This window comes from Pedobacter miscanthi (assembly GCF_032678605.1).
GTDB classification, from domain to species: domain Bacteria; phylum Bacteroidota; class Bacteroidia; order Sphingobacteriales; family Sphingobacteriaceae; genus Pedobacter; species Pedobacter miscanthi_A.
In genome coordinates, this window is record NZ_JAVTSU010000004.1 from 212,255 (window position 1) to 231,685 (window position 19,431).

General features: G+C 37.2%; 17 protein-coding genes. 11 read left to right on the top strand and 6 right to left on the bottom strand.

What is annotated here, in order from left to right; all coding sequences use genetic code 11:
* Positions 1 to 82: 82 nt before the first annotated feature.
* Positions 83 to 1,555, top strand: a complete 1,473-nt coding sequence (locus tag R2R28_RS08100; RefSeq protein ID WP_316825179.1) for a glycoside hydrolase family 130 protein — start codon at positions 83 to 85, stop codon at positions 1,553 to 1,555.
* A gap of 369 nt (positions 1,556 to 1,924) precedes the next feature.
* Here R2R28_RS08100 and R2R28_RS08105 read toward each other — a convergent pair whose 3' ends face one another.
* On the bottom strand, positions 1,925 to 4,195 hold the full coding sequence (locus R2R28_RS08105; protein ID WP_316825180.1) for a glycosyltransferase: 2,271 nt from the start codon (positions 4,193 to 4,195) through the stop codon (positions 1,925 to 1,927).
* Between the two features lie 127 nt (positions 4,196 to 4,322).
* Between R2R28_RS08105 and R2R28_RS08110 the strand changes: the two genes are divergently transcribed.
* A complete protein-coding gene (locus R2R28_RS08110; protein ID WP_316825181.1) occupies positions 4,323 to 5,093 on the top strand; it encodes a Ku protein in 771 nt (256 codons plus the stop codon).
* Positions 5,094 to 5,232: 139 nt separating this feature from the next.
* Here the strand turns inward: R2R28_RS08110 and R2R28_RS08115 are convergent, their stop codons facing one another.
* On the bottom strand, positions 5,233 to 6,351 hold the full coding sequence (locus R2R28_RS08115) for an alpha/beta hydrolase (RefSeq protein WP_316825182.1): 1,119 nt from the start codon (positions 6,349 to 6,351) through the stop codon (positions 5,233 to 5,235).
* A 144-nt stretch (positions 6,352 to 6,495) separates the two neighbouring features.
* On the opposite strand from R2R28_RS08115, the gene R2R28_RS08120 reads away from it, so the two are divergent.
* Genes R2R28_RS08120 through R2R28_RS08130 form a run of 3 tightly spaced genes read left to right on the top strand, consistent with a single transcriptional unit; the run spans position 6,496 to position 7,863 of the window.
* The gene (locus R2R28_RS08120) at positions 6,496 to 6,864 is read left to right on the top strand and encodes an STAS/SEC14 domain-containing protein (protein ID WP_316825183.1); all 369 of its coding nucleotides are present in this window, start codon (positions 6,496 to 6,498) and stop codon (positions 6,862 to 6,864) included.
* Positions 6,865 to 6,881: 17 nt separating this feature from the next.
* Positions 6,882 to 7,034, top strand: a complete 153-nt coding sequence (locus R2R28_RS08125) for a hypothetical protein (RefSeq protein WP_316825184.1) — start codon at positions 6,882 to 6,884, stop codon at positions 7,032 to 7,034.
* 22 nt (positions 7,035 to 7,056) lie between these two features.
* On the top strand, positions 7,057 to 7,863 hold the full coding sequence (locus R2R28_RS08130; RefSeq protein WP_316825185.1) for a mechanosensitive ion channel family protein: 807 nt from the start codon (positions 7,057 to 7,059) through the stop codon (positions 7,861 to 7,863).
* Between the two features lie 4 nt (positions 7,864 to 7,867).
* On the opposite strand, the gene R2R28_RS08135 is transcribed toward R2R28_RS08130, so the two are convergent.
* Positions 7,868 to 8,236, bottom strand: a complete 369-nt coding sequence (locus tag R2R28_RS08135; protein ID WP_316825186.1) for a response regulator transcription factor — start codon at positions 8,234 to 8,236, stop codon at positions 7,868 to 7,870.
* Positions 8,237 to 8,386: 150 nt separating this feature from the next.
* Here R2R28_RS08135 and R2R28_RS08140 point away from each other — a divergent pair, with 150 nt between their 5' ends.
* The 4 genes from R2R28_RS08140 to R2R28_RS08155 all read left to right on the top strand — a co-directional run bounded on the left by R2R28_RS08140 (position 8,387) and on the right by R2R28_RS08155 (position 12,056).
* The gene (locus tag R2R28_RS08140; protein WP_316825187.1) at positions 8,387 to 10,600 is read left to right on the top strand and encodes an ATP-binding protein; all 2,214 of its coding nucleotides are present in this window, start codon (positions 8,387 to 8,389) and stop codon (positions 10,598 to 10,600) included.
* Position 10,601: 1 nt separating this feature from the next.
* Positions 10,602 to 11,021, top strand: a complete 420-nt coding sequence (locus R2R28_RS08145) for a response regulator (RefSeq protein WP_316825188.1) — start codon at positions 10,602 to 10,604, stop codon at positions 11,019 to 11,021.
* Positions 11,022 to 11,108: 87 nt separating this feature from the next.
* Positions 11,109 to 11,693: a biliverdin-producing heme oxygenase gene (locus tag R2R28_RS08150; protein WP_316825189.1), complete on the top strand. Its 585-nt coding sequence runs from the start codon at positions 11,109 to 11,111 to the stop codon at positions 11,691 to 11,693.
* A 183-nt stretch (positions 11,694 to 11,876) separates the two neighbouring features.
* Positions 11,877 to 12,056, top strand: a complete 180-nt coding sequence (locus R2R28_RS08155; RefSeq protein WP_116249844.1) for a histone H1 — start codon at positions 11,877 to 11,879, stop codon at positions 12,054 to 12,056.
* 277 nt (positions 12,057 to 12,333) lie between these two features.
* Here R2R28_RS08155 and R2R28_RS08160 read toward each other — a convergent pair whose 3' ends face one another.
* Together R2R28_RS08160 and R2R28_RS08165 are read right to left on the bottom strand one after the other, a co-directional pair.
* The gene (locus R2R28_RS08160; protein ID WP_316825190.1) at positions 12,334 to 13,395 is read right to left on the bottom strand and encodes an HmuY family protein; all 1,062 of its coding nucleotides are present in this window, start codon (positions 13,393 to 13,395) and stop codon (positions 12,334 to 12,336) included.
* Between the two features lie 27 nt (positions 13,396 to 13,422).
* The gene (locus R2R28_RS08165; protein WP_316825191.1) at positions 13,423 to 15,492 is read right to left on the bottom strand and encodes a TonB-dependent receptor; all 2,070 of its coding nucleotides are present in this window, start codon (positions 15,490 to 15,492) and stop codon (positions 13,423 to 13,425) included.
* A gap of 102 nt (positions 15,493 to 15,594) precedes the next feature.
* On the opposite strand from R2R28_RS08165, the gene R2R28_RS08170 reads away from it, so the two are divergent.
* Entirely contained in the window at positions 15,595 to 16,518 is a 924-nt protein-coding gene (locus tag R2R28_RS08170) for an AraC family transcriptional regulator (RefSeq protein WP_316825192.1), read from the top strand.
* A gap of 20 nt (positions 16,519 to 16,538) precedes the next feature.
* Here R2R28_RS08170 and R2R28_RS08175 read toward each other — a convergent pair whose 3' ends face one another.
* On the bottom strand, positions 16,539 to 17,555 hold the full coding sequence (locus R2R28_RS08175; RefSeq protein WP_316825193.1) for a LacI family DNA-binding transcriptional regulator: 1,017 nt from the start codon (positions 17,553 to 17,555) through the stop codon (positions 16,539 to 16,541).
* Positions 17,556 to 18,214: 659 nt separating this feature from the next.
* On the opposite strand from R2R28_RS08175, the gene R2R28_RS08180 reads away from it, so the two are divergent.
* Positions 18,215 to 18,802, top strand: a complete 588-nt coding sequence (locus R2R28_RS08180) for an RNA polymerase sigma factor (protein WP_316825194.1) — start codon at positions 18,215 to 18,217, stop codon at positions 18,800 to 18,802.
* Positions 18,803 to 19,431: the final 629 nt, after the last annotated feature.

Genomic DNA, 19,431 nt, shown 5'->3' on the forward strand with positions numbered 1-19,431 from the left:
AATTATGTCGTAAATTCCGTTAATATTATTTGCAGTAAATAGTGTGGTAAAGCGTTAAATTACGATCAAAACAGCTTAAACGATGAGATTATACATAGAGCGTAAACCGGTTAAGGTTAATCCGGATACAAAAAGAGTTATTGCCCGTTTTTTTTTTAACGGAGAGGAGAGAGCATTAGAAGTAATTAGAAAGGTTTTACAATTTTCGGATGAAAAAGTATTTGCCCTGATATCGCCTATTTTGCAGGAATATTCTAAAAGGCACCGGAACATTACTAAAATTTTAACCCGCCATTGCAAAAAGTTAAAAAAGCAGTTTATCACCTTAGGTACAGAGTTTGAGGATATAGATGAATATACCCGATTGTTAATTGGTGCTTATTTTACTCATGAATATTCGATCGAATCGGCAGCATTTTTTAATCCCAGTATAGTTGATGATCCTGATCAGACTGATTTAGTGGAGGGCGAAAAAAGGGTGATCATCAGTTTCAGGGCTGTAGGTGAGGGGCACATTTCTTCTATCGTTTTCCGCCGCGCCTTGATTGATAAAAACAACAATATCCAGGTTTTGCCCGTGGGCAATTATGTAGATGAGGCTGAAGTGGTAAAAAATGCCATTTACGTTAAAAAACTTTTCCTCAAAAAAGCTGCTTATGCACAAATCGATCCATCGGTACTGGAAGAAATTGAATCAAAACTCGACGATAAGTTCGAATACACCAGCTTGAGCAATATTATTAAAGATTCGAAAAGTTTAAATAAAGAGAATCCCACACGTTTAATCGAATACGATAAGGTGCTTTGGCTATCGGATACCTACCATACCATTAGCTTTTCGAAAGATACCGATATTTCGGACCGTGTGATATTTCCTATTTCTGAATTTGAGCGCAAAGGAATTGAAGACGCCCGTTTTGTGAAGTTTATCAAAGATGATGGCAAAGTATTGTATTATGCCACTTATACTGCATTTGATGGCTCTCTAATTATTCCTAAGCTGGTACAAACCGATGATTTTTACGAATTTAAGGTGATTCCGCTTTATGGGGATGGTGCACAGAATAAAAACCTGGCTTTATTTCCGAGGAAAATAAAAGGGAAATATGTAATGATGAGCAGGATAGATGGCTGGAACAATTACCTGATGTTTTCTGACAAAGTAAACGTTTGGGAAAACCCGATCCTGCTGAAACAGCCGCGTTACGATTGGGAGCTGGTGCAGATTGGGAACTGTGGTTCGCCGATTGAAACCGATAAAGGATGGATTGTGATTACCCATGGTGTTGGCCCGATGCGAAGATACTGTATTGGTGTAAGTTTATTGGATCTGGATGATCCGAGCAAAGAAATCGGCCATTTAAAAGAACCTTTAATTATTCCGAATAATGATGAACGCGAAGGTTATGTACCTAATGTGGTATATTCTTGCGGATCGATTATCAGCAATGGCGAATTGATTATCCCTTACGGATTATCTGATTATAGTTCTTCTTTTGCTACGGTGAATTTAGAATTACTGCTAAATAAGTTGCTGGAGAATAATGAAGATTAACTAACCATAGTCCTCGTTACAAACGGAAACAATGATTTAAATGTATTTAACCCTCGCAGGTTTCAAAAACTTGCGAGGTTTTTAATATATATCCATCGTCTGTGTGCTCACAGACCATGGAAAAGCCCCCAAGAACCGGAATCCCATTTTAAATAAACCTGATAGAACGGAAAGCCCGGAGCGAAGCATGAGTGAGGACTTGAAGAGATAGCAGGACTGTTGTACCGAAAAGAACCAAACCCTGATTTTCAAAATAATATTGACCATTTAAGTTAGCCGGAACTCATATAAGCATTACATGGCTTACCATAAAAAAATGCTGATCCATTTCTGCATCAGCATTTTATATTTTCAATACAGATTTAATCGTTAATTACATTTATCTGCCTCCACTAAGGGGGAAGACAGTGTTTCATATTCAGCTTCTGCGGCTTTAAGAATGGCCAGGTGGGAAATAAAATAGGCCAGCGTACTTTCTGCGCCCTGATTTCTATTTACACTGTTAAACTGTAAGCCATCTGCACAGCCGTGAGTTTCAAAATCGTACAATGGAATATGAAGGCTATTTTTACCTAAAAACCACTGATAACTCACATGCATTAAATTGAGGTATTGGTCATCTTTAGTAATTTCGAAAGCTTTAGCATACAGTAACACCATGGCCATCGTTTCTATTGCCTGTTGATCGTAAATTGGGTTTTTGCCTTGTTTTTTCATCCAGCCAGCATTCCCAACCGGATTCAGATAGCCATTTTCGAAAGAAAAACTATTCAAAAATGCGATACTTTCCATCGCGATTTGATAGGATGTTGTATTCCCTGTAGCTTCATAATGGTGAAGCAGGGCCAGGGGCAGGATTGCATTATCGTAGGTAAGGATATCTTCAAACCAATGCCAGTCGCCATCTTTATTTTCTTTGTAAGAACTAACCAACGAAGCAGCAAGGTGATTAATTTCTTTTATAATCTGTTCATCACCAGGATGAGCGCATAAATAGTACGCCAGGCCAATGATGGTATTTGCTTTCCCCCTAATGTATTTTAAGGCTTTAAAATGAGGAATAGAATGGGAGAATAATTCCCTTCCAAATTCGCGGTATGAATTGTTAGGTGCACTGCAAACCAAGTAACCCAATGACCAGATGGTACGACCGAAAGAATCTTCAGAGCCTACTTCATCCAGGTAATTGCGGTTAAAACTTAAGAAATTTCTAAAGTTTCCATTTTCAGTTTGCATGTACTGGATAAAACTCAGGTACACCGGCATAAATTTTAAGGCTTTCGGATTTTCGCCTTGCCCGGTAGCCATCAAAGCCATAATCAAAGCCCTGGCATTATCATCTATGCAATATCCTTCTTTTAAATTCGGAATCCCAAATCTAGCATGTTGTATAATCCCTGTATCATCTGTCAATAATGAAATGTGGTTCAGGTTTAATGCAGGCATACTTTCTATATCGATAATGGGAGGAGTAACCCTTTCCGCTTTTTTTCCACTGGTTAAGGCTTCATTTAATACATTAAGATAAACGGTGCCAATCGCTGGCCAACGCAGGTTTAAACCATATTCATACGCATTCTGTCTGAGTTTTTGATATTTTTCCTGATCACTTAAAAGTTCGTTTACAATGCTAGCCAGCTGAGCATCATTTTTAAAGTCGAACAGTTTCCCGCGGTTATCAGCAAGCAATTCCTGCGCATGCCAGTAAGGGGTAGAAACCACGGCAGCACCTGCACCAATAGCGTACGATAAGGTGCCGCTGGTGATCTGTGCCTCATTTAAATAAGGCGTAATGTATAAAGTACAGGCGGTTAAATATTGGTGCAATTGTTCTTCTGATACAAATTTGTTAACAAAGGCAATGTTATTTTCTACCCCTAAATCTTTAGCCAGTGCTTTTAAACTGTCGCGGTATTCTTCGCCATTGTGTTTAACCACACCGGGGTGAGTATTACCTAAAATAACATATAAAACATCAGGATGTTGTGCTACAACTTCGGGTAATGCTTTAATTACGGTTTCCAAACCTTTATTTCTGCTGATCAATCCAAAAGTAAACAGCACTTTACGACCTTTAAATAAATCACTCTGCGCAATTTCGTTATTTGGAACAGGTTCTAAATCAGGCACACCATGTTCTATTAATTTAATCGACGACTTAGGAATCTGGTAAATACTGGTTAAAAATAAAACCGCTTTTTTGCTCATCACCACAATTTTGGAAGATTTTAAGGCAATCTCTTTAATAATGGTTTGTTGCATAAAACTTGGCTCTTTTAAAACCGTGTGCAAAATGGTAATAAAGGGTTTTTTTAGCCTGTTAATTAACGATAACAGAAAAACACCGCTATTACCGCCATAAATACCAAACTCATGTTCGATAATACAGGTATCTACACCACTATTATTGATAAAATTTGCTGCTTCAATGTAATCCTGCTGATTTTGCTGGCGGATAACAAATTTCACTTCATCGGGATATTGGTGTTCATGAACATCATCAGATTCGTTTAGTGCAACAACAAAGCTGTTTTGTGATTGATAAGTGGGATTTAAACTTAATGCATTAACCAGGTTTTGGTTAAAAGTAGCCAAACCACATTCGCGTGGTGGATAGGTAGAAATATAGGCTATTTTCATAATTTCAAATAAGGTTGATGATTAAATAACATTGTATGATCTAAATAGTTTCTGATTTCCTCAAATTACGCTTAATAAACCCAAAACAATCTGATTTAGGCTATTGTTAGTAAGTAAACAATACACGATGAGATCAATATGGAAAGGCTCAATCGGGTTCGGTTTGGTAAACATCCCAGTCAAGCTGTTTTCAGGTGTACAGAACAGTAACCTCGATTTAGACATGCTCGATGAACGCGATCATGCAAAAATTAAATTTTTAAGGGTAAACGAAAATACCCACAAAGAAGTTCCTTATGAAAAAATAGTAAAAGGCTATTTTTTAAAGGATAAATATATTATTCTTGATAAACACGACTTTGAGGAAGCTGCTCCTGAAAAGACCAAAATTATTGAGTTGGAGAATTTTGTGGATATTAAAGATATCAATCCGGTTTATTATGAAACCTCTTATTATACCGAGCCAGAAAAACAGGGTAAAAAGGCTTATGGCTTGCTGTTAAAAGCACTGGAGAAATCAGGCAAAGCAGGTATTGCCAGGTTTGTATTGAGGAATACGGAGAACCTTTGTGTCATCCACCCCATGGAAAATGTGATCGTGATTACTAAAATCAGGTTTGAGCAGGAAATCAGAAGTTTATCAGAAATTAATAAAGCTAATGATATCACCATTACCAAAAAAGAAATGGATGTTGGTTTAGCCTTAATTAAACAATACAGCTCGAAATTTGATTTAAGTGCGTTTAAAGATGACTATAGTGATGAATTGTTGAAAATTATCAAGGCAAAAGCCAAAGGCAAACGGGCCACGGTGAAAAAAATGAAACCCCAGAAAGCAAGCAGCGATGATCTTTACGATCAGTTAATGCAGAGTTTAGGTTCGAAGAAGGGCGCTTAGTTGAGCTGGGAATGCGGGGTTGTGAGTGTTGAGTTTAGCAAGCGTATTAAACTGAGTTTTGGATATTTGAATTAAACACTTATTGTTAAATGCTTTACAGAAGCTTAACTGGAGCGATTTCCGCTCCAGTTAAGTTTGCTTATTTAAACGCAGCTTTTAACTGATCAGCCGCATAAGCCTGTGCAGCCTTAGCTTCTGGCACTAGGATAGCCATTCCAAAGAACTCGTGTGTTACGCCTTCATAATTTTTACTGTCTACTTTTACACCTGCAGCTTTTAGTTTATCAGCCAGCATTACACCGTCATCATGCAACGGATCAATTTCTGCTGTAATAATTGTTGTAGGCGGTAAACCTTTTAAATTCGCATTAACCAATGAGATTTTTGGATTTTGCGCCTCAATCATCGTATTTAAATATTTTTCGGTAAACCAGCCCATCATAGCTTTGTTAAGCGGTTTTGCTTTTTCGTACATTTTGTACGAATCTGTGCTCATGTTCGATTGTGCAATCGGATAAACCAACACTTCATGTACCGGGATCATAATATGTTTATCGCGGGCCATAATGGATACATTTGCGGCTAAATTTCCACCGGCGCTTTCGCCCACAACTGCAATTTTAGCGGGATCAGCTTTTAAGCTCACTGCATTTTTTACCGCCCATTCATAAGCTGCAAAAGCATCATTATGTGCCACCGGAAACTTATTTTCTGGGGCTAAACGGTAAGCTACCGAAATCACAATTGCTCCAACCTGTTCGGCCAGGGCCTGTGCCGACGCATTATATACATCTATATTGGCAATTACAAAACCACCACCATGGTAATACACAATTAGTGGGTGCGGTCCGCTTCCCTCTTTCGGAGTATACACACGTAAGTGGATTTTTCCGCCACTCACATCGATATCTTTACCCATCGTATCTACCTTTGGTGCAGGTATGGTAATGTTGTTTTGTTTTACCAGATCCATTACCGCATCTGTTGGGGTATGGTTTTTCCGTGCATCCGTGGCACTTAAAGTTTCAATCGGCTTATCACCATAACTGCCAAGTTTTTCAATAACAGTCTGCATTTCAGGTTTGATGGTTTTGCCCCATTCAGGAGCCGGACCTGCAGGTTTTAATCCTGCAGCTGCGGTAGAATCAATTATAGTAGAATCTGTTGTGGTAGTCGTTTTTGTACCACCCGTACAGGCTGCAAGCGAAACTGCCAGGCCGCATATTATTGCGCTAAGTTTTAATGAGTTGTTTTTCATAGGTTATTTTTTATGTTTTATTTGAATATGTTTCTATAACAGTATCAATCAGATAAGAGTTTTTATAGCCTTACAACTTTTTAGAATTTACTCGAACAGCAAACATCTTGAGTAATTAAGATGTTCTTATTATAAAATGTAAATATGCTAACGGAAATAACAGGACTGCCAGATCATATTTTTGGCGTAAGGGCTACGGGAGAAGTGACCAGCGATGATATAAAAGACGTACTATTAACAGGCCTGAAAAGAACAGCGCAACGGTTTAAGGAAATCAGGTATCTGCTTGTTTTAGAAACTGACGTAAAGAATTTTACTGCAGGTGCCTGGATACAAGACGCTAAAGCTGGCATCCAGAATTTTACCAGGTGGAAAAAGATAGCCGTGGTAAGTGCCGAAAAAAGTGTAGAGTGGTTTACCGATATTTTTACTGTTGCCACGCCAGGTAAATCAAAAGGTTTTAAACCGGATGAATTAGAAGAAGCAAAAGCCTGGTTAAATACTGAGGATTAAATCTTAAATAATAAATCATGAAAAACACTAAAACTGCGGAGGAAAATAGCAAGGCTACAGCTCCAAAAAACACTAAAGCCAAAGGTGCCGATGATAAAGTAACTTCGGCGAAAGATGCAAAAAAAGTAAATGTAACTAAAGATGCGCCCGTAAAACATAAGAAACCATAAGTAATAAAAAATTCCCGGGTGTATGAAGATTGATGCCAGTAATATCGACCGTTTTTATGATAAAGCTTACGATTGGATAATAGATAGAGGACCAGTTGTAATTTTAGGAATAGCCATATTGATTTTAGGTTTATGGCTGATTAAGCTATTGGGTAAATGGATGCAGGGTGGGATGCACCGCAAGGATGTAAACCCATCATTAAGGCCGTTTCTGACCAGTTTAATGCTGATTACCCTGCGGATTTTACTAGTACTCACCGTGATGCAGATTATCGGTATCCAACTTACTTTTTTAACGGTATTAATTGGTGGTATAGGTGTGGCTGCTGGTTTAGCTTTATCGGGTACTTTACAGAATTTTGCCAGCGGCGTATTAATTTTACTATTAAAACCTTTCGTGGTGGGCGATAATATTATAGCCCAAAGTCAGGAGGGAACGGTAACCTCCATACAGATATTTTATACCATTGTAAAAACTTTTGATAACAGAACGGTGGTTATTCCTAATGGTAAATTATCAAATGAAGTCATCATCAATATCAGCAGGGAAGGAAGCCGGCGTTTGGATATCGAAATGAAATTTAGCTATGGGATTGATTACGACCAGATTGTTGCCATTTTTAACAAAACCGTTGATGAATTTAAAGATTGCTTAAAAACTCCCGAAAGGAGAATAGGCGTTTCATCTCTGGAAGACAGTGGATTTAAAATAAGTTTAAACCTGTGGGTAAATGCACACGGTTTTACCGATACTAAACTTTCTTTTTTAGAAATTTTAATGAAAAACCTAAAACAAGGAGGAATAAAATTGCCTGGAATGGGCGATTAAAAATCTATTTTTTTAACAAGGCATAAATCTTATCCATCAGTTCATCGATATTAAAAGGTTTGGCCATAAAATCATCAGCAACCACGTCATCAATGGCATAATTACTCGCATTGTAACGGGCTGAAATCATTAAAACAGGGATATGCTGTGTAGTTGGTGTATCCTTAAGTTCTTTTAAAAGCGCTCTTCCATCTGCATCAGGAAGCATAATATCCATGATAATTACGTCTGGCTTAAGTTTGTGAACGTGATCAATAAAATCCGAACCCTTGTTTAATCCGTCTACATTGAAGGCTTCACTTTCTAAAATAAGGGTAATAACATCCAGGATTGCATGGTTATCTTCGATAACCAAAATATTTTTCTTTGCCAAGCTTTAGGGAGTAATTATTAAATTTCAAACAAATATATAATAAAAAATAAATCCGAAACCCTAATTTGTAAAATTAGCTCCATTTGAAAAAATGAGGCTCAATATTTGATTAACCGTTAATTCTGATATTTTTGCAAACCAATATATAATATGACTAAATTTTCTGTAGACTTAACCAACTGTGATAAAGAACCCATCCATATCCCTGGCAAAATTCAATCACATGGTTTCCTAATCGCTGTTGATAAGAAGAACTTCTCTATCACTTATCTCAGTGAAAATACAGGAGGTTTTTTAAATGAACAGCCTAAAAATCTGTTGGATAAGCCGCTTTCGGTTTTGAACGATTTTATTAAACAGCAGGATCCTGAGTTTAATATCGAAGATTTACTCAAACTTGGCTTTATTCGTAAAAGCTTTGATGCCATTAGTCCGCACCCGATTGAGATTAATGCTAACCCTTTTTACCTGATTATTTCATCGTCAGATAATAATTGGTTGCTCGAGTTTGAACCGGTTACCTTACAATATGATATCCAGAGTTCAATTGGCCGTTCAGCCTCATCTATGCTTCAGGGTAAAAGTATTGCTGCTTTATTAAAAGGTGCTGCACTTGAAGTAAAAAAACTCATCAACTATGATCGGATCATGATCTATAAATTTTTAGATGATGGTCATGGTGAGGTGGTAGCCGAAGAAAAAGAACCAGATTTAGAACCCTTTTTTGGCTTACATTATCCGGCCTCAGATATTCCAAAACAGGCACGCGAATTATATAAACTCAATTTAACCCGGTTAATTGCTGATGTAAATAAGACTGATTCGCCCATTATTACCTTTAAAGAAGATTTGCCCCTCGATTTAACAAATGGTGGTTTACGTGCCGTATCGCCCATACATATTCAATATTTAAAAAATATGGGGGTACATTCTAGCTTTAGTATCTCGCTGATCTCGCACGGCGAACTCTGGGGTTTAATTGCCTGCCATAACTACAGCCCTAAATTTATCGATTATAAAGCCCGGGAGGGTTCAAAATTAATCGGGCAGATCCTGTCTTCAGCTTTAGAGTATCGTCAGGAGGAAGAAGATGCAGAAGTTATCCAGCAGTTTAAAAATACAGCCAATGTATTATCAGAACACTTAGGTCGCGATAAATACCTTGTTGAAGCCATTACCACACATAAAACCAGCATTTTAAATGTCACCCAAGCTTCGGGTGTTGCGATTATTTTCGAAAATGAACTGAACACCCTGGGAGATGTTCCGGAGCGCGATGAAATATGGGAGTTGACCAACTGGCTGAAAAATACAAGTGACGAATCCATTTATTATACCCATCGTTTGCCAGAAATCCATTCGCCGGCAAAAAAATATAAGTCAGTTGCTTCAGGTATCCTTGCCTGTACCCTAAATAAAGAATTGGGTGAGATGATTATCTGGTTTAAACCAGAAATGATCACCAATGTAAACTGGGCGGGAAATCCGGAAAAACCAGTTAGTCCGTCAGAAAATGGCCTGTTGAGTCTGTCACCAAGGAAATCTTTCGAAATATGGTTGCAGGTGGTAAACAGCACTTCCGAAAAATGGCTTGCGGAAGAAATTGATTCCGTATTGAGAATCCGGGAAATCATCATCACTGATATTAATAAAAAAGCCAACGAAATCAGGCAGCTTAACGAAAAACTCCAGGCCGCATACGAAGAGCTTGATACTTTTAGTTATACCATTTCGCACGATTTAAGGACACCGCTGACTTCGATAAAAACTTATGCAGAACTGATGCTTAAAAACAAAAGCATTGATGATGTCGGCAGGAGAATGTTAGATCGGATTTTAAATGGCGCAGATAAAATGAACTTTTTAATTAAAGAGATCCTCAATTTAGCCAGGGTTGGCCGTTCTGATATCATTTTTGAAACCGTGGAGATGGAGTCACTATTAAAAGAAATTAAAAGCGAAGTATGGACGGCTTTTAAAGCAGACAACTCCGAACTGATTTTAGGGCAATTGCCAGATTTAAAAGGCGATAAAACCATGATTACTCAGGTTTTTACCAACTTGCTTGGCAATGCTGTAAAATACTCTGCAATGGTTGATAAGCCCAAAATAGAGGTTTCAGGGCATATTGAGGATGGTGAGATTATTTATGCCATTACAGATAACGGTATAGGAATTGATAACCGATATTATGACAGGGTGTTTGAGCTTTTCAAACGCATGGATAATGTTAAGGATATTGAGGGAACAGGAGTAGGATTGGCTATTGTAAAAAGGGTTGTAGAAAAACACAACGGAAGGGTTTGGTTCGAGAGTAAGTTAAACGTTGGTTCTACCTTTTATGTAGCTTTTAAAAACAGATAAAATGAAAACGCCAGATATATTTTACGTGGAAGATGATATGGACTATGCATTTTTTATGCAAAGTGCCGTACAGGAAGTGAAAGATACACTAAATTTAACCATTGTGGAGGATGGGGCAGAAGCTTTACTGAAATTACAGAATTTTGCAGACAGTAAAACAAAACCTAAACTGATTTTGCTCGATTTAAACCTGCCCGGTTTATCAGGGCTTGACCTGTTAAAGTTTATCAGGGATATTCCTTATCTAAAAACAATCCCGGTAATTTTGTTTTCTACCTCCGATAATCCTGATGATGTTAAAGCATCAATTGAGTTTGGAGCCAATGCTTATTTAACAAAACCCGATGGTTACGAAAACCTGGTTAAATGTGTACATTCCGTACACGACTTTTGGTTTAACCAACATTTAAGGCTAAATTAGAATTTATAAAACATTTATAAAGAGATTCGGGTATTACATCCGGATCTTTTCTTTTTAAGATCAAATTAGAAAATAAATAATCCCGATATGATTGCCAATTTATTGAGAACAGAAACTGCAGAAAATCACAAAACATTAGAATCGTTAATGTTCGTAAACGAAATTATGAACAATTCGTTAAGTATTGATCAGTATAAAAAACTGCTGACGGTGAATTACATCATCCATCAAAAATCAGAAAATACGTTGGCCAATATGCTCGATGTAGCTATTGCCACAGAACTGGAAATGAATAGCAGGTTAAAGCTTTCTGCATTAGAAAAAGACTTAAACTACTGGGGGATTGACAGTTTGACTTTACCTGGACTGGATTTCGAACTCTTTCTTCCACAAAAAAATACAGCCGAAGTTTTGGGAGCATTATATGTGCTGGAAGGCGCAACATTGGGCGGAAACGTAATTAAACGGCATATTTTGGCCAATCCAAACTTTAAAGATCATGAAGATGGTTTAAATTATTATGGGGTTTATGGGGAAGAGCTGAGCACAAAATGGAAAAAGTTTGTTTCTGTATTAAATGAGCGCGTTCCCGAAGGCGATTACGAACGTTGCATCAACAGCGCTAACCAAACCTTCAATAACCTGATCAACTTATCAAAACAACTCAGTTAGGTGATTGGATATTGATCTTCGAAATGTAAAAAATAGGCCTGCAATAGTGCCAGAGCATTTTTTTTGATTGTGAAAATGTGCAAAACTTATTTCAAATAAATATTTGCTTTCTGTTGTTAATTCGGGGTAAATATGTATTATTGAAAAAATAAATTTTTTAAACCTTAAAAACATCAATTAGCGATGGAAAAATTCTCAAAAGTTAAAGCTGCTGTTGCTGCTATTGAAGCAGATGTAGAAAAATTTTATAATGCTGGCAATGCAGCTGCTGGTACCCGTGTGCGTAAAGCAATGCAAGATCTTAAAGTTTTAGCACAAGAAATCCGTGCAGAAGTAACTGACAAGAAAAATACTGGCAAATAATATTTCGCGAGTAAGAAACAAAAAGGGTTCTGGTATGCCAGGACCCTTTTTGCGTTTAACGTGGAGGCATCTTACAAGGATTAACCGGCGAAGCGAGTTGGCACCCTGGCGTAAACTTACGTAGTCTAATGACCTAATGCCCATCAGATTTCGTAAGTCTGGCTTAGATCCTAAAAAGATAAAGCTCCCCATCGCGGAGAGCTTTTATCCAACTAACAAAACATATTTTTTTATCGGAATTTCAAAAGTCTCATAGACAAGTAGACTTTTGAAATCTTTACCCTTTTTTAACCAATTTATATTCAATTACTGGTTTACCACGGGTACCGCCATCAGTAGAAATGTAGCTTACGAATTTTAACTTGTATACATTTCCTGATCCATCTTTAACTACATAAAAAACTTTATCATTAACAGCACCTCCAACACCGTTTCTGTCAGGTGATGTTCTCCAATTTGCACCAATTACATCTCTTGCGGTAGAAAAGGCTACGCTTGCAAGGTCTGATTCAGAAAAAGCGGCATAACTTTTAGCAGAGGTGGCAACTGAAGCTGCAGTTACACTGGCCAAATTGTTAATAAAAACCAGATCAGAAAATGCATATGGAAAAGTGCTCGTCCAGTACATGCTATAACCCCAAACAATATCCCAGCTTGCCTTTGCCGGCTCAGCAGTTACAGCTGTTCCTTTAACTAAAGAAGCGAATTGGAAATTGGCATCCGCGTTTTTAGCGATGTCTAATGTTTTAAAAGTAGTTTCGGTTAATTTAGCATATTGCAGCGTGTAACCAGATCCTTTTCTTATTACTTTGATTTTATAAAGTTCATCATTGGTCAGAACCGTAGCTGCACCACCTTTTCTATTAATGATATATACTTTATTTTCAGCGTCTGTTGCCGAAATAGCAGCAATCGCTGTTTTATTTAAAATATTTGGCTCTCTGCCATCATCAATAACAGTGAAATTGCCTATTCCTTGACCAACTTTTAAAACATTAGAATCAAAACCGGTAGCCGTTACTGCATTTATATCAGTTTTATCAGTCGCCACGGCCGAGGCACCATTGGTTGAATTTAAAATAACTTTAAAATCTGCTCCACTATAAAAACCTAAATCCCAGCTATCTCTTTCAATAGCAGTTTGTTTATCAGCACTAAAATCTACATAAACGCTATTACCAGCTGCACTTCCAAGTTCTGCACCAATTAAACCATTCAGGGTTAAAGTGCTTCCGTCTGACGGTGGAACCACTACAATAGGTTCATCCGTATTTTTTTTACAGGCTGTAAAAGTTACCGCTAAAAGTGCGATAGCAATTGTTGAGTTAAATTTGTTCATGTTTATTGTAATTATATTGTTTTATGATTAAAGTAAATTCAGGTTATAATTAAGTCCCAACACGTATGAGCGGCCATAGCTATATGGTACAGCTGCACCGCCTGTACTATGCGCGCCGCCGCTAGCAGTAGAGCTGTTGCTTAATTGCGTAACATTAAACAGGTTTTTAATCCCTGCGTTTATGGTTAAAGTATGGAATAAAGTCTTGTTCAGCATTAAATCAGCAAAGCTGAAACCCGAAATTATCGTCTCTTTATACAGTTCTGGTGCGCTGCTTTTTTGAAAGCCTAATTTATTACCTGTATACTTAAAGAATATGCTGATGTTTGCATCGATTTTAGGAAATCCATAGGTTAAATTCGCGGTGATTTCTGGCGACCACAATATTTTTTTGCCTGAAAAGTCTTGGGTTTCCGAGTAATCATGGTAGGTGCCGATATAAGAAATCCCGATATTCGCCTGTAATTTTTTGAAATTTAAGGTGTTATCCAATGTACCGCCAACGGTTTTAAAATTCTCTACATTAAGCAGTGTAGTTACTGTCGGATTAGCAGGATCGAAATCAAAAACTATCCTGTTTTTAAATTTGTTGTAAAATCCGGCAAGTGTTGATTTAAAACTTAAATCTTTTGACGATATCCCCGCCCAGGCAATTGAGGCATTGAAACTATCAGATTTTTCTGCCTTTAAATTTGGATTTCCGTAAATGGTATGACTTGCATCTACAAAATCGTAATATAATTCTCGAAGGGCCGGAGATCTAAACCCTTTTGCATAAGCCAATCTAAAATCAAGTTGATCGCTTAGTTTAAACTTTGTATTTAAGGAAGGAATTACCGGGGGAGCATCGTAAACAGAGTTTTTAATAAACCTGAAGCCCGGTCGGATATTGATTCCATCGCCAAACTTAAGTTCTGATGAAATAAAAGCAGCATAATCATTAATTACAGGTGAACCACTTATCCTTTGTCCACTTGCTGCATCCCGGTTATATTCGATACCTGGCTGAAATGACACCACCTTATTCACTACATAAACCGCTGTTGCCCTAAAAATGGCCGAATTAAACTTGGCAACATCTTGTTCTCCTGCACCGGGGGATAATTCTTCTGTATTATTGGCAAAATTGTGTATCACCGTTCTCGTAGCACGATCGAGGTTGGTAAATCCGGCAATTGCAGCTAGTTGGAAGTTATTGTTAATTTTATATTCAGATTGAAGCTGTTGAGTATAGCGGTGTGTGGTATAGGTTTGTAATAACCCTTGGCCAGTATTGGCGTTTAATCCATATCGTACATCAATATCTTCTTTTAAACCATCCAAGCGGTACCAAATGTTGAAATTATGATTCTGGTAGCCAATTTTAGTATTGGCTAAAAACTGTTCCTTCGGTTTCCAGCGATTAGGTATAGCACTTACTTCTTGAATAGTTGCTGTTTTACTCCCTAAATTCCAGCCGCCAAATTCGTTGTGCGTAAAACCTGCTAATATATTCCAGTGATTGTTTTTCCAGTTGGCACTGATATTTTGGATGTGGTTACCTTTTCCCGATAAAGCTTCATATTCGCTGCCAGCACTTTCTTCCTGTACCCTGGCTGATAAATTTAATAACGATTTACCGGTACCGCGTTTCGTAATGATATTGATTACACCGGCTAGTGCATCTGTACCATATACTACCGACATTGGCCCTTCTACAATTTCGATACGGTCGATGGTATTGATATCGATCTGGTTTAAGCTTTCCCTCGCATCCGATCGGTCTACCATGGGTACACCATCAAGTAAAATTTTGATGTTCCTGCCCGTCATTCCCATTAAAGAAACATCAGTAGTACCTAGCGTTAAATCATTACTAAAACGGAAACCTAATTCAGTATTTAAAACCTGTTGCACATTGGTGGCTGCTCTGAGTTTTATCCGTTCGGCAGTAATCGTACGGACATTGTAAACCGAGTTCCTCAACGTTTGTGGCCCATATTGGCCGGTAACCACTACATCTTTTAAATCGTTTGCCTTCGCTGTATCAATTTTAATTTCTTGAGCTACAGTTACAAATCCGCAAAGTGATAAGGCAAATGATAAATATATCTTCATTTATTTAGACTAATTATAAATAATTGTGCAAATTTGTACATAATCAGAAAAAACAGATAACGTTAAACGGATAATTAATACCGCCAAACGGATTAAATCAAAATGGAACTTAAACACTTAGCAAACGGAAATATCATTTATAAAAACAATTATCCTGATAATTTTGATGGCGATAATGCTGTTGAAGAATGGAATGTTAACTATACAACAAACCATGCAAGGGTAGAAGTTAAAGAAAAATGGTTTGAAGGTTCCCATATCAGTTTAATAGAGGTTCATCCTGATTTACCAGAAGATTTTGTTTTCGAATCCAGCCAGCAACATATTTGCTTTTTATTTTGCTTAAGTGGTGCAATTGGTTATAAATTAAACCATGAGCAAGATAATTTCTATTGGCTCACTAAAAATGAACAGGATATTAACCTGGGTAGTATTCATACCATCAGGTTGAGGGTAACTGAGCAAGCTAAATTTCTTTATATACAATTAACTGAAAATCATTTTAATAAAATTACAGGAACTGAGCCTGCTAATTCTCCGGGGATACAAGAACCTATTAAACCAGAAACCAGTTTAATCCTTCAACATATTATTAATTACAAGCATGAGGGGAGGGCAAAACGATTATTTTTAGAAGCCAGGATATTAGAACTGGTTATTGTTTATCTTAACCAGAATCTGGAGCAGCAAAAGGTTACTTTTAAACAGGAAGATATTGATAAAATTATGCTCGCCAAGCAATTGGTAGAGCACGATCTGCAAAAACCAAGTTCATTAATTGAACTTTCGCGTAAAGCCGGAATTAATGATTATAAGCTTAAAAAAGGCTTTAAAGAATTAACCGGGCACACGGTATTTGGTTACCTGTACAAAATCAGGATGGAAAAGGCGCACTATTTTCTCTCAAAAGAAAAAAGAAGCGTAAACGAAGTCGCCTTTTTAGTAGGATATAAAAATGCACAACATTTTATTGCGGCCTTTAAAAAGAAATACCACATTTTGCCGGGTAGCTTAAATAAAAATTAAAACTTAGCGCAAACGTTTGTTTACTCTTTAACTTCGTTTACAATCAGGTCTGATTCTACTATGGTATTATAATAAGCCTGGTTTTCCGAATTTGGACTATGGATCAGGTCTAACAATATATTTGCAGCTTTTTGTCCCTGCAGATACGGGTATTGCTCTACTGATGCAACAGGCGAATTATCCAGGTAACTGATAATCGGTAAATTGGCATAACTTACTACATCAAAATCGTTAATCACATTCAGCTTTTTAAAATATTTGATCAGAAAAAGTGCTACATAATCATTAAAAGTAACAATTGCGGTAGGTTTTCTTTTATGGTTTAAAAACTGATCTGCTGCTTCGATGGTGCCTTCTTCGGTTAAATCGCAATTTACCACCAGTGATGGATCAAATTTTAAGCGGTTAAAGTTAATGGCCTGCATATAACCATCTTTACGTTCTTCGCTGGCATATAAGGTACTTGGCCCATTAATCATACCAATGCTCCTGTGGCCTTTTTTAAGGAGGTAATTAACCGCTTTTATGGTTGCACTTTCTAAACTGCAGGCAACATAATGTACGTTTTTAAAAGGTGGAATACGGTCGAAAAATACCACCGGAATATTAAATGAGTTGAGTTTCTCAAAATGATCAAATTTGGAAGTGTCTTTACTAATGGATACCAATAAACCATCAACACGCTGATTTTTCATTTTTTCAACGAGTTTTACTTCCTGCTCATAATTATCATGCGACTGGGCAAAAATAACCGTATAGTTTTTCTTGATGGCTTCATCTTCAATGGCTGATATCGCGATTGAGAAAAAGTGTTCAGAAAGTTCAGGTAAGATTACGCCAATGGTATAGGTTTTTCCTTTTTGAAAAAGGATTGCCGCATTATTGGGTTCATAATTTAGGGACTTAGCCAGCTGCTTAATTTTCTCCCTGGTTACCGCTCCAATACTGGGATGATCGTGTAAACCCCTGGAAACACTGGATGGGGAAATATTTAAAATCCTGGCTATTTCTTTGATTGTGGTTGGTTTCGATTGCATTGTAAGTGCTAAACTACATTAAATTTCTTCAATATGTAATATTACAAAATTAATCAAACGTTTGCGTTGTTTTTTTTTCTCATTTCTTTTCTCCGGCTTATAAATATCAATACATTCGGGAAACAAAACAAACATCATCTTCTAAATTAATAACATCAAATTTGTAAAAAAAAAATCAGCTTTCTTTGATTAAGGAAGGCAGCTTATTAAAATTAAGAAATAATTATAAAGGAACACCCCCCATGATTAACAAAAATGCCCCTCAATTGAGGGGCGTTTAAAAAAAAACGAGAAGTGTTCGTACCACTCCTCGTTAAATGGGTTATGCTCCTGCAAGCAGGATACAATAAGTTATCTAAGCTATAATGTTAACCCAACTCAAAGGTATGAAATTAAGTTACTTTTTAGTAGTATATTTATTGATCGAACCTGGAGATGAGCAGTTTTTTAACCAAATAGATTTTAATCAAAATAAGAACAAGTAATATAAAGCTTGCCCCAGTTATATTCGTACCGTATTCTATCCGTATATTTTTCTACCCCCGAGCTTTAATTATAATAAACCTGATTAAATAATTATAAGATTTAACATTGGGTTAATAGTGGTGCCCTTTCTTTGGCATTCATCTAAACCCTTAATAGTTGTTTATCGATTGTATATGTACGAAGAATTAGAAAGTAATTTTTTTCTTCTTGTAAAAATGAACAAAAATAAGGCATTCAACCTGGTGTTTGATGCTTATTGGAGTGCGCTTTATAAAAAAGCTTACAAAAAGGTTAATTGCAGCGATTTAGCACAGGATCTGGTGCAGGATGTGTTTGTAAGTTTGTGGGACAAGATGGAGTTTTTAGATGCAGAAGGCAGTGTACTGGCTTATTTATTTGCCATTCTCCGCAATAAAATTTTAAAACTTTATGAAAAAGATGAAGTGCGTTTAAGGTATGCTTTAAATGTAGCTTCAACTGTAATTCCTGTTGATGTGCATGCCCAGGATAACATCCTTGAAAAAGAATTACAAAGCATTATCGATGCAGAAATAATGCGTATGCCTTTACGCATGAAAGAGATTTACCTTTTGAAAAGGGAAGATGACCTTTCCATCAGGCAAATTGCACAGGATTTATCATTATCAGAGCAAACAGTCAAAAATCAACTCCAAATGGCTTATCAACGCTTACGCTCCAGGGTTAAAGCTTACGATTCTTCTCTGGCCATGCTGGCACTGCTTATCGCCAAACATTTATAACCAATGCCTTGGTAGGGGCTGCAGCTTGCATTAAGATTAGCTTCGCTGAGCACTTCGTGGTTCCCGCCTGCGCCTATCGCGTGGACACATCTTTTCTAACTTTTTGTGGCGTTATGCTAGCTTGCTTTGAAATAACACAGCGCTTACCGAAGCACGCCCGTCAATCCCCAGGGCCAGGAAAATCAAAAAAACAGGCTTACAGCAGTACGAATGGCACTATCAAACCTAAAACGCAGTGGTTTGTGAAAATATCACTTAAACTTTCATTGAGCAGAAACGAGCAAAACAAAGTGCTGCTGTTTTTTTGATGAGCGTGGGATGGTGAGAAGCCACATTGCCGGATTGACAAAGCGCTTTGGGTACTTTGGCGCCCCAAAGTACCTTGCCGCCGCGGCATAGAGCGGGAAAAGAATCTTTATAATTAATTGTGTCCACACAATAGGCCTGCGCGGGAATGATGACCATTCTATTGGATTCTGTTATTGTTAGAGTCAGTTTTAGAAAAAATAGAGGAGTTGGAATGACTGTTCTTTAAAATCTGTTATTGGTAGCGTAAGTAAAAATCTTTTAAGATGTAAAATGGATAAGAGATTAATTATCAATGACCAATAGCCACCGTTTTAGGAATT

What these genes read in the sequence shown, in the direction of transcription:
- R2R28_RS08100 (WP_316825179.1), top strand. Translation starts at nt 83, where the DNA reads ATGAGATTATACATAGAGCGTAAACCGGTTAAGGTTAATCCGGATACA.
- R2R28_RS08105 (WP_316825180.1), bottom strand. Translation starts at nt 4,195, where the DNA reads ATGAAAATAGCCTATATTTCTACCTATCCACCACGCGAATGTGGTTTG.
- R2R28_RS08110 (WP_316825181.1), top strand. Translation starts at nt 4,323, where the DNA reads ATGAGATCAATATGGAAAGGCTCAATCGGGTTCGGTTTGGTAAACATC.
- R2R28_RS08115 (WP_316825182.1), bottom strand. Translation starts at nt 6,351, where the DNA reads ATGAAAAACAACTCATTAAAACTTAGCGCAATAATATGCGGCCTGGCA.
- R2R28_RS08120 (WP_316825183.1), top strand. Translation starts at nt 6,496, where the DNA reads ATGCTAACGGAAATAACAGGACTGCCAGATCATATTTTTGGCGTAAGG.
- R2R28_RS08125 (WP_316825184.1), top strand. Translation starts at nt 6,882, where the DNA reads ATGAAAAACACTAAAACTGCGGAGGAAAATAGCAAGGCTACAGCTCCA.
- R2R28_RS08130 (WP_316825185.1), top strand. Translation starts at nt 7,057, where the DNA reads ATGAAGATTGATGCCAGTAATATCGACCGTTTTTATGATAAAGCTTAC.
- R2R28_RS08140 (WP_316825187.1), top strand. Translation starts at nt 8,387, where the DNA reads ATGACTAAATTTTCTGTAGACTTAACCAACTGTGATAAAGAACCCATC.
- R2R28_RS08145 (WP_316825188.1), top strand. Translation starts at nt 10,602, where the DNA reads ATGAAAACGCCAGATATATTTTACGTGGAAGATGATATGGACTATGCA.
- R2R28_RS08150 (WP_316825189.1), top strand. Translation starts at nt 11,109, where the DNA reads ATGATTGCCAATTTATTGAGAACAGAAACTGCAGAAAATCACAAAACA.
- R2R28_RS08155 (WP_116249844.1), top strand. Translation starts at nt 11,877, where the DNA reads ATGGAAAAATTCTCAAAAGTTAAAGCTGCTGTTGCTGCTATTGAAGCA.
- R2R28_RS08160 (WP_316825190.1), bottom strand. Translation starts at nt 13,395, where the DNA reads ATGAACAAATTTAACTCAACAATTGCTATCGCACTTTTAGCGGTAACT.
- R2R28_RS08165 (WP_316825191.1), bottom strand. Translation starts at nt 15,492, where the DNA reads ATGAAGATATATTTATCATTTGCCTTATCACTTTGCGGATTTGTAACT.
- R2R28_RS08170 (WP_316825192.1), top strand. Translation starts at nt 15,595, where the DNA reads ATGGAACTTAAACACTTAGCAAACGGAAATATCATTTATAAAAACAAT.
- R2R28_RS08175 (WP_316825193.1), bottom strand. Translation starts at nt 17,555, where the DNA reads ATGCAATCGAAACCAACCACAATCAAAGAAATAGCCAGGATTTTAAAT.
- R2R28_RS08180 (WP_316825194.1), top strand. Translation starts at nt 18,215, where the DNA reads ATGTACGAAGAATTAGAAAGTAATTTTTTTCTTCTTGTAAAAATGAAC.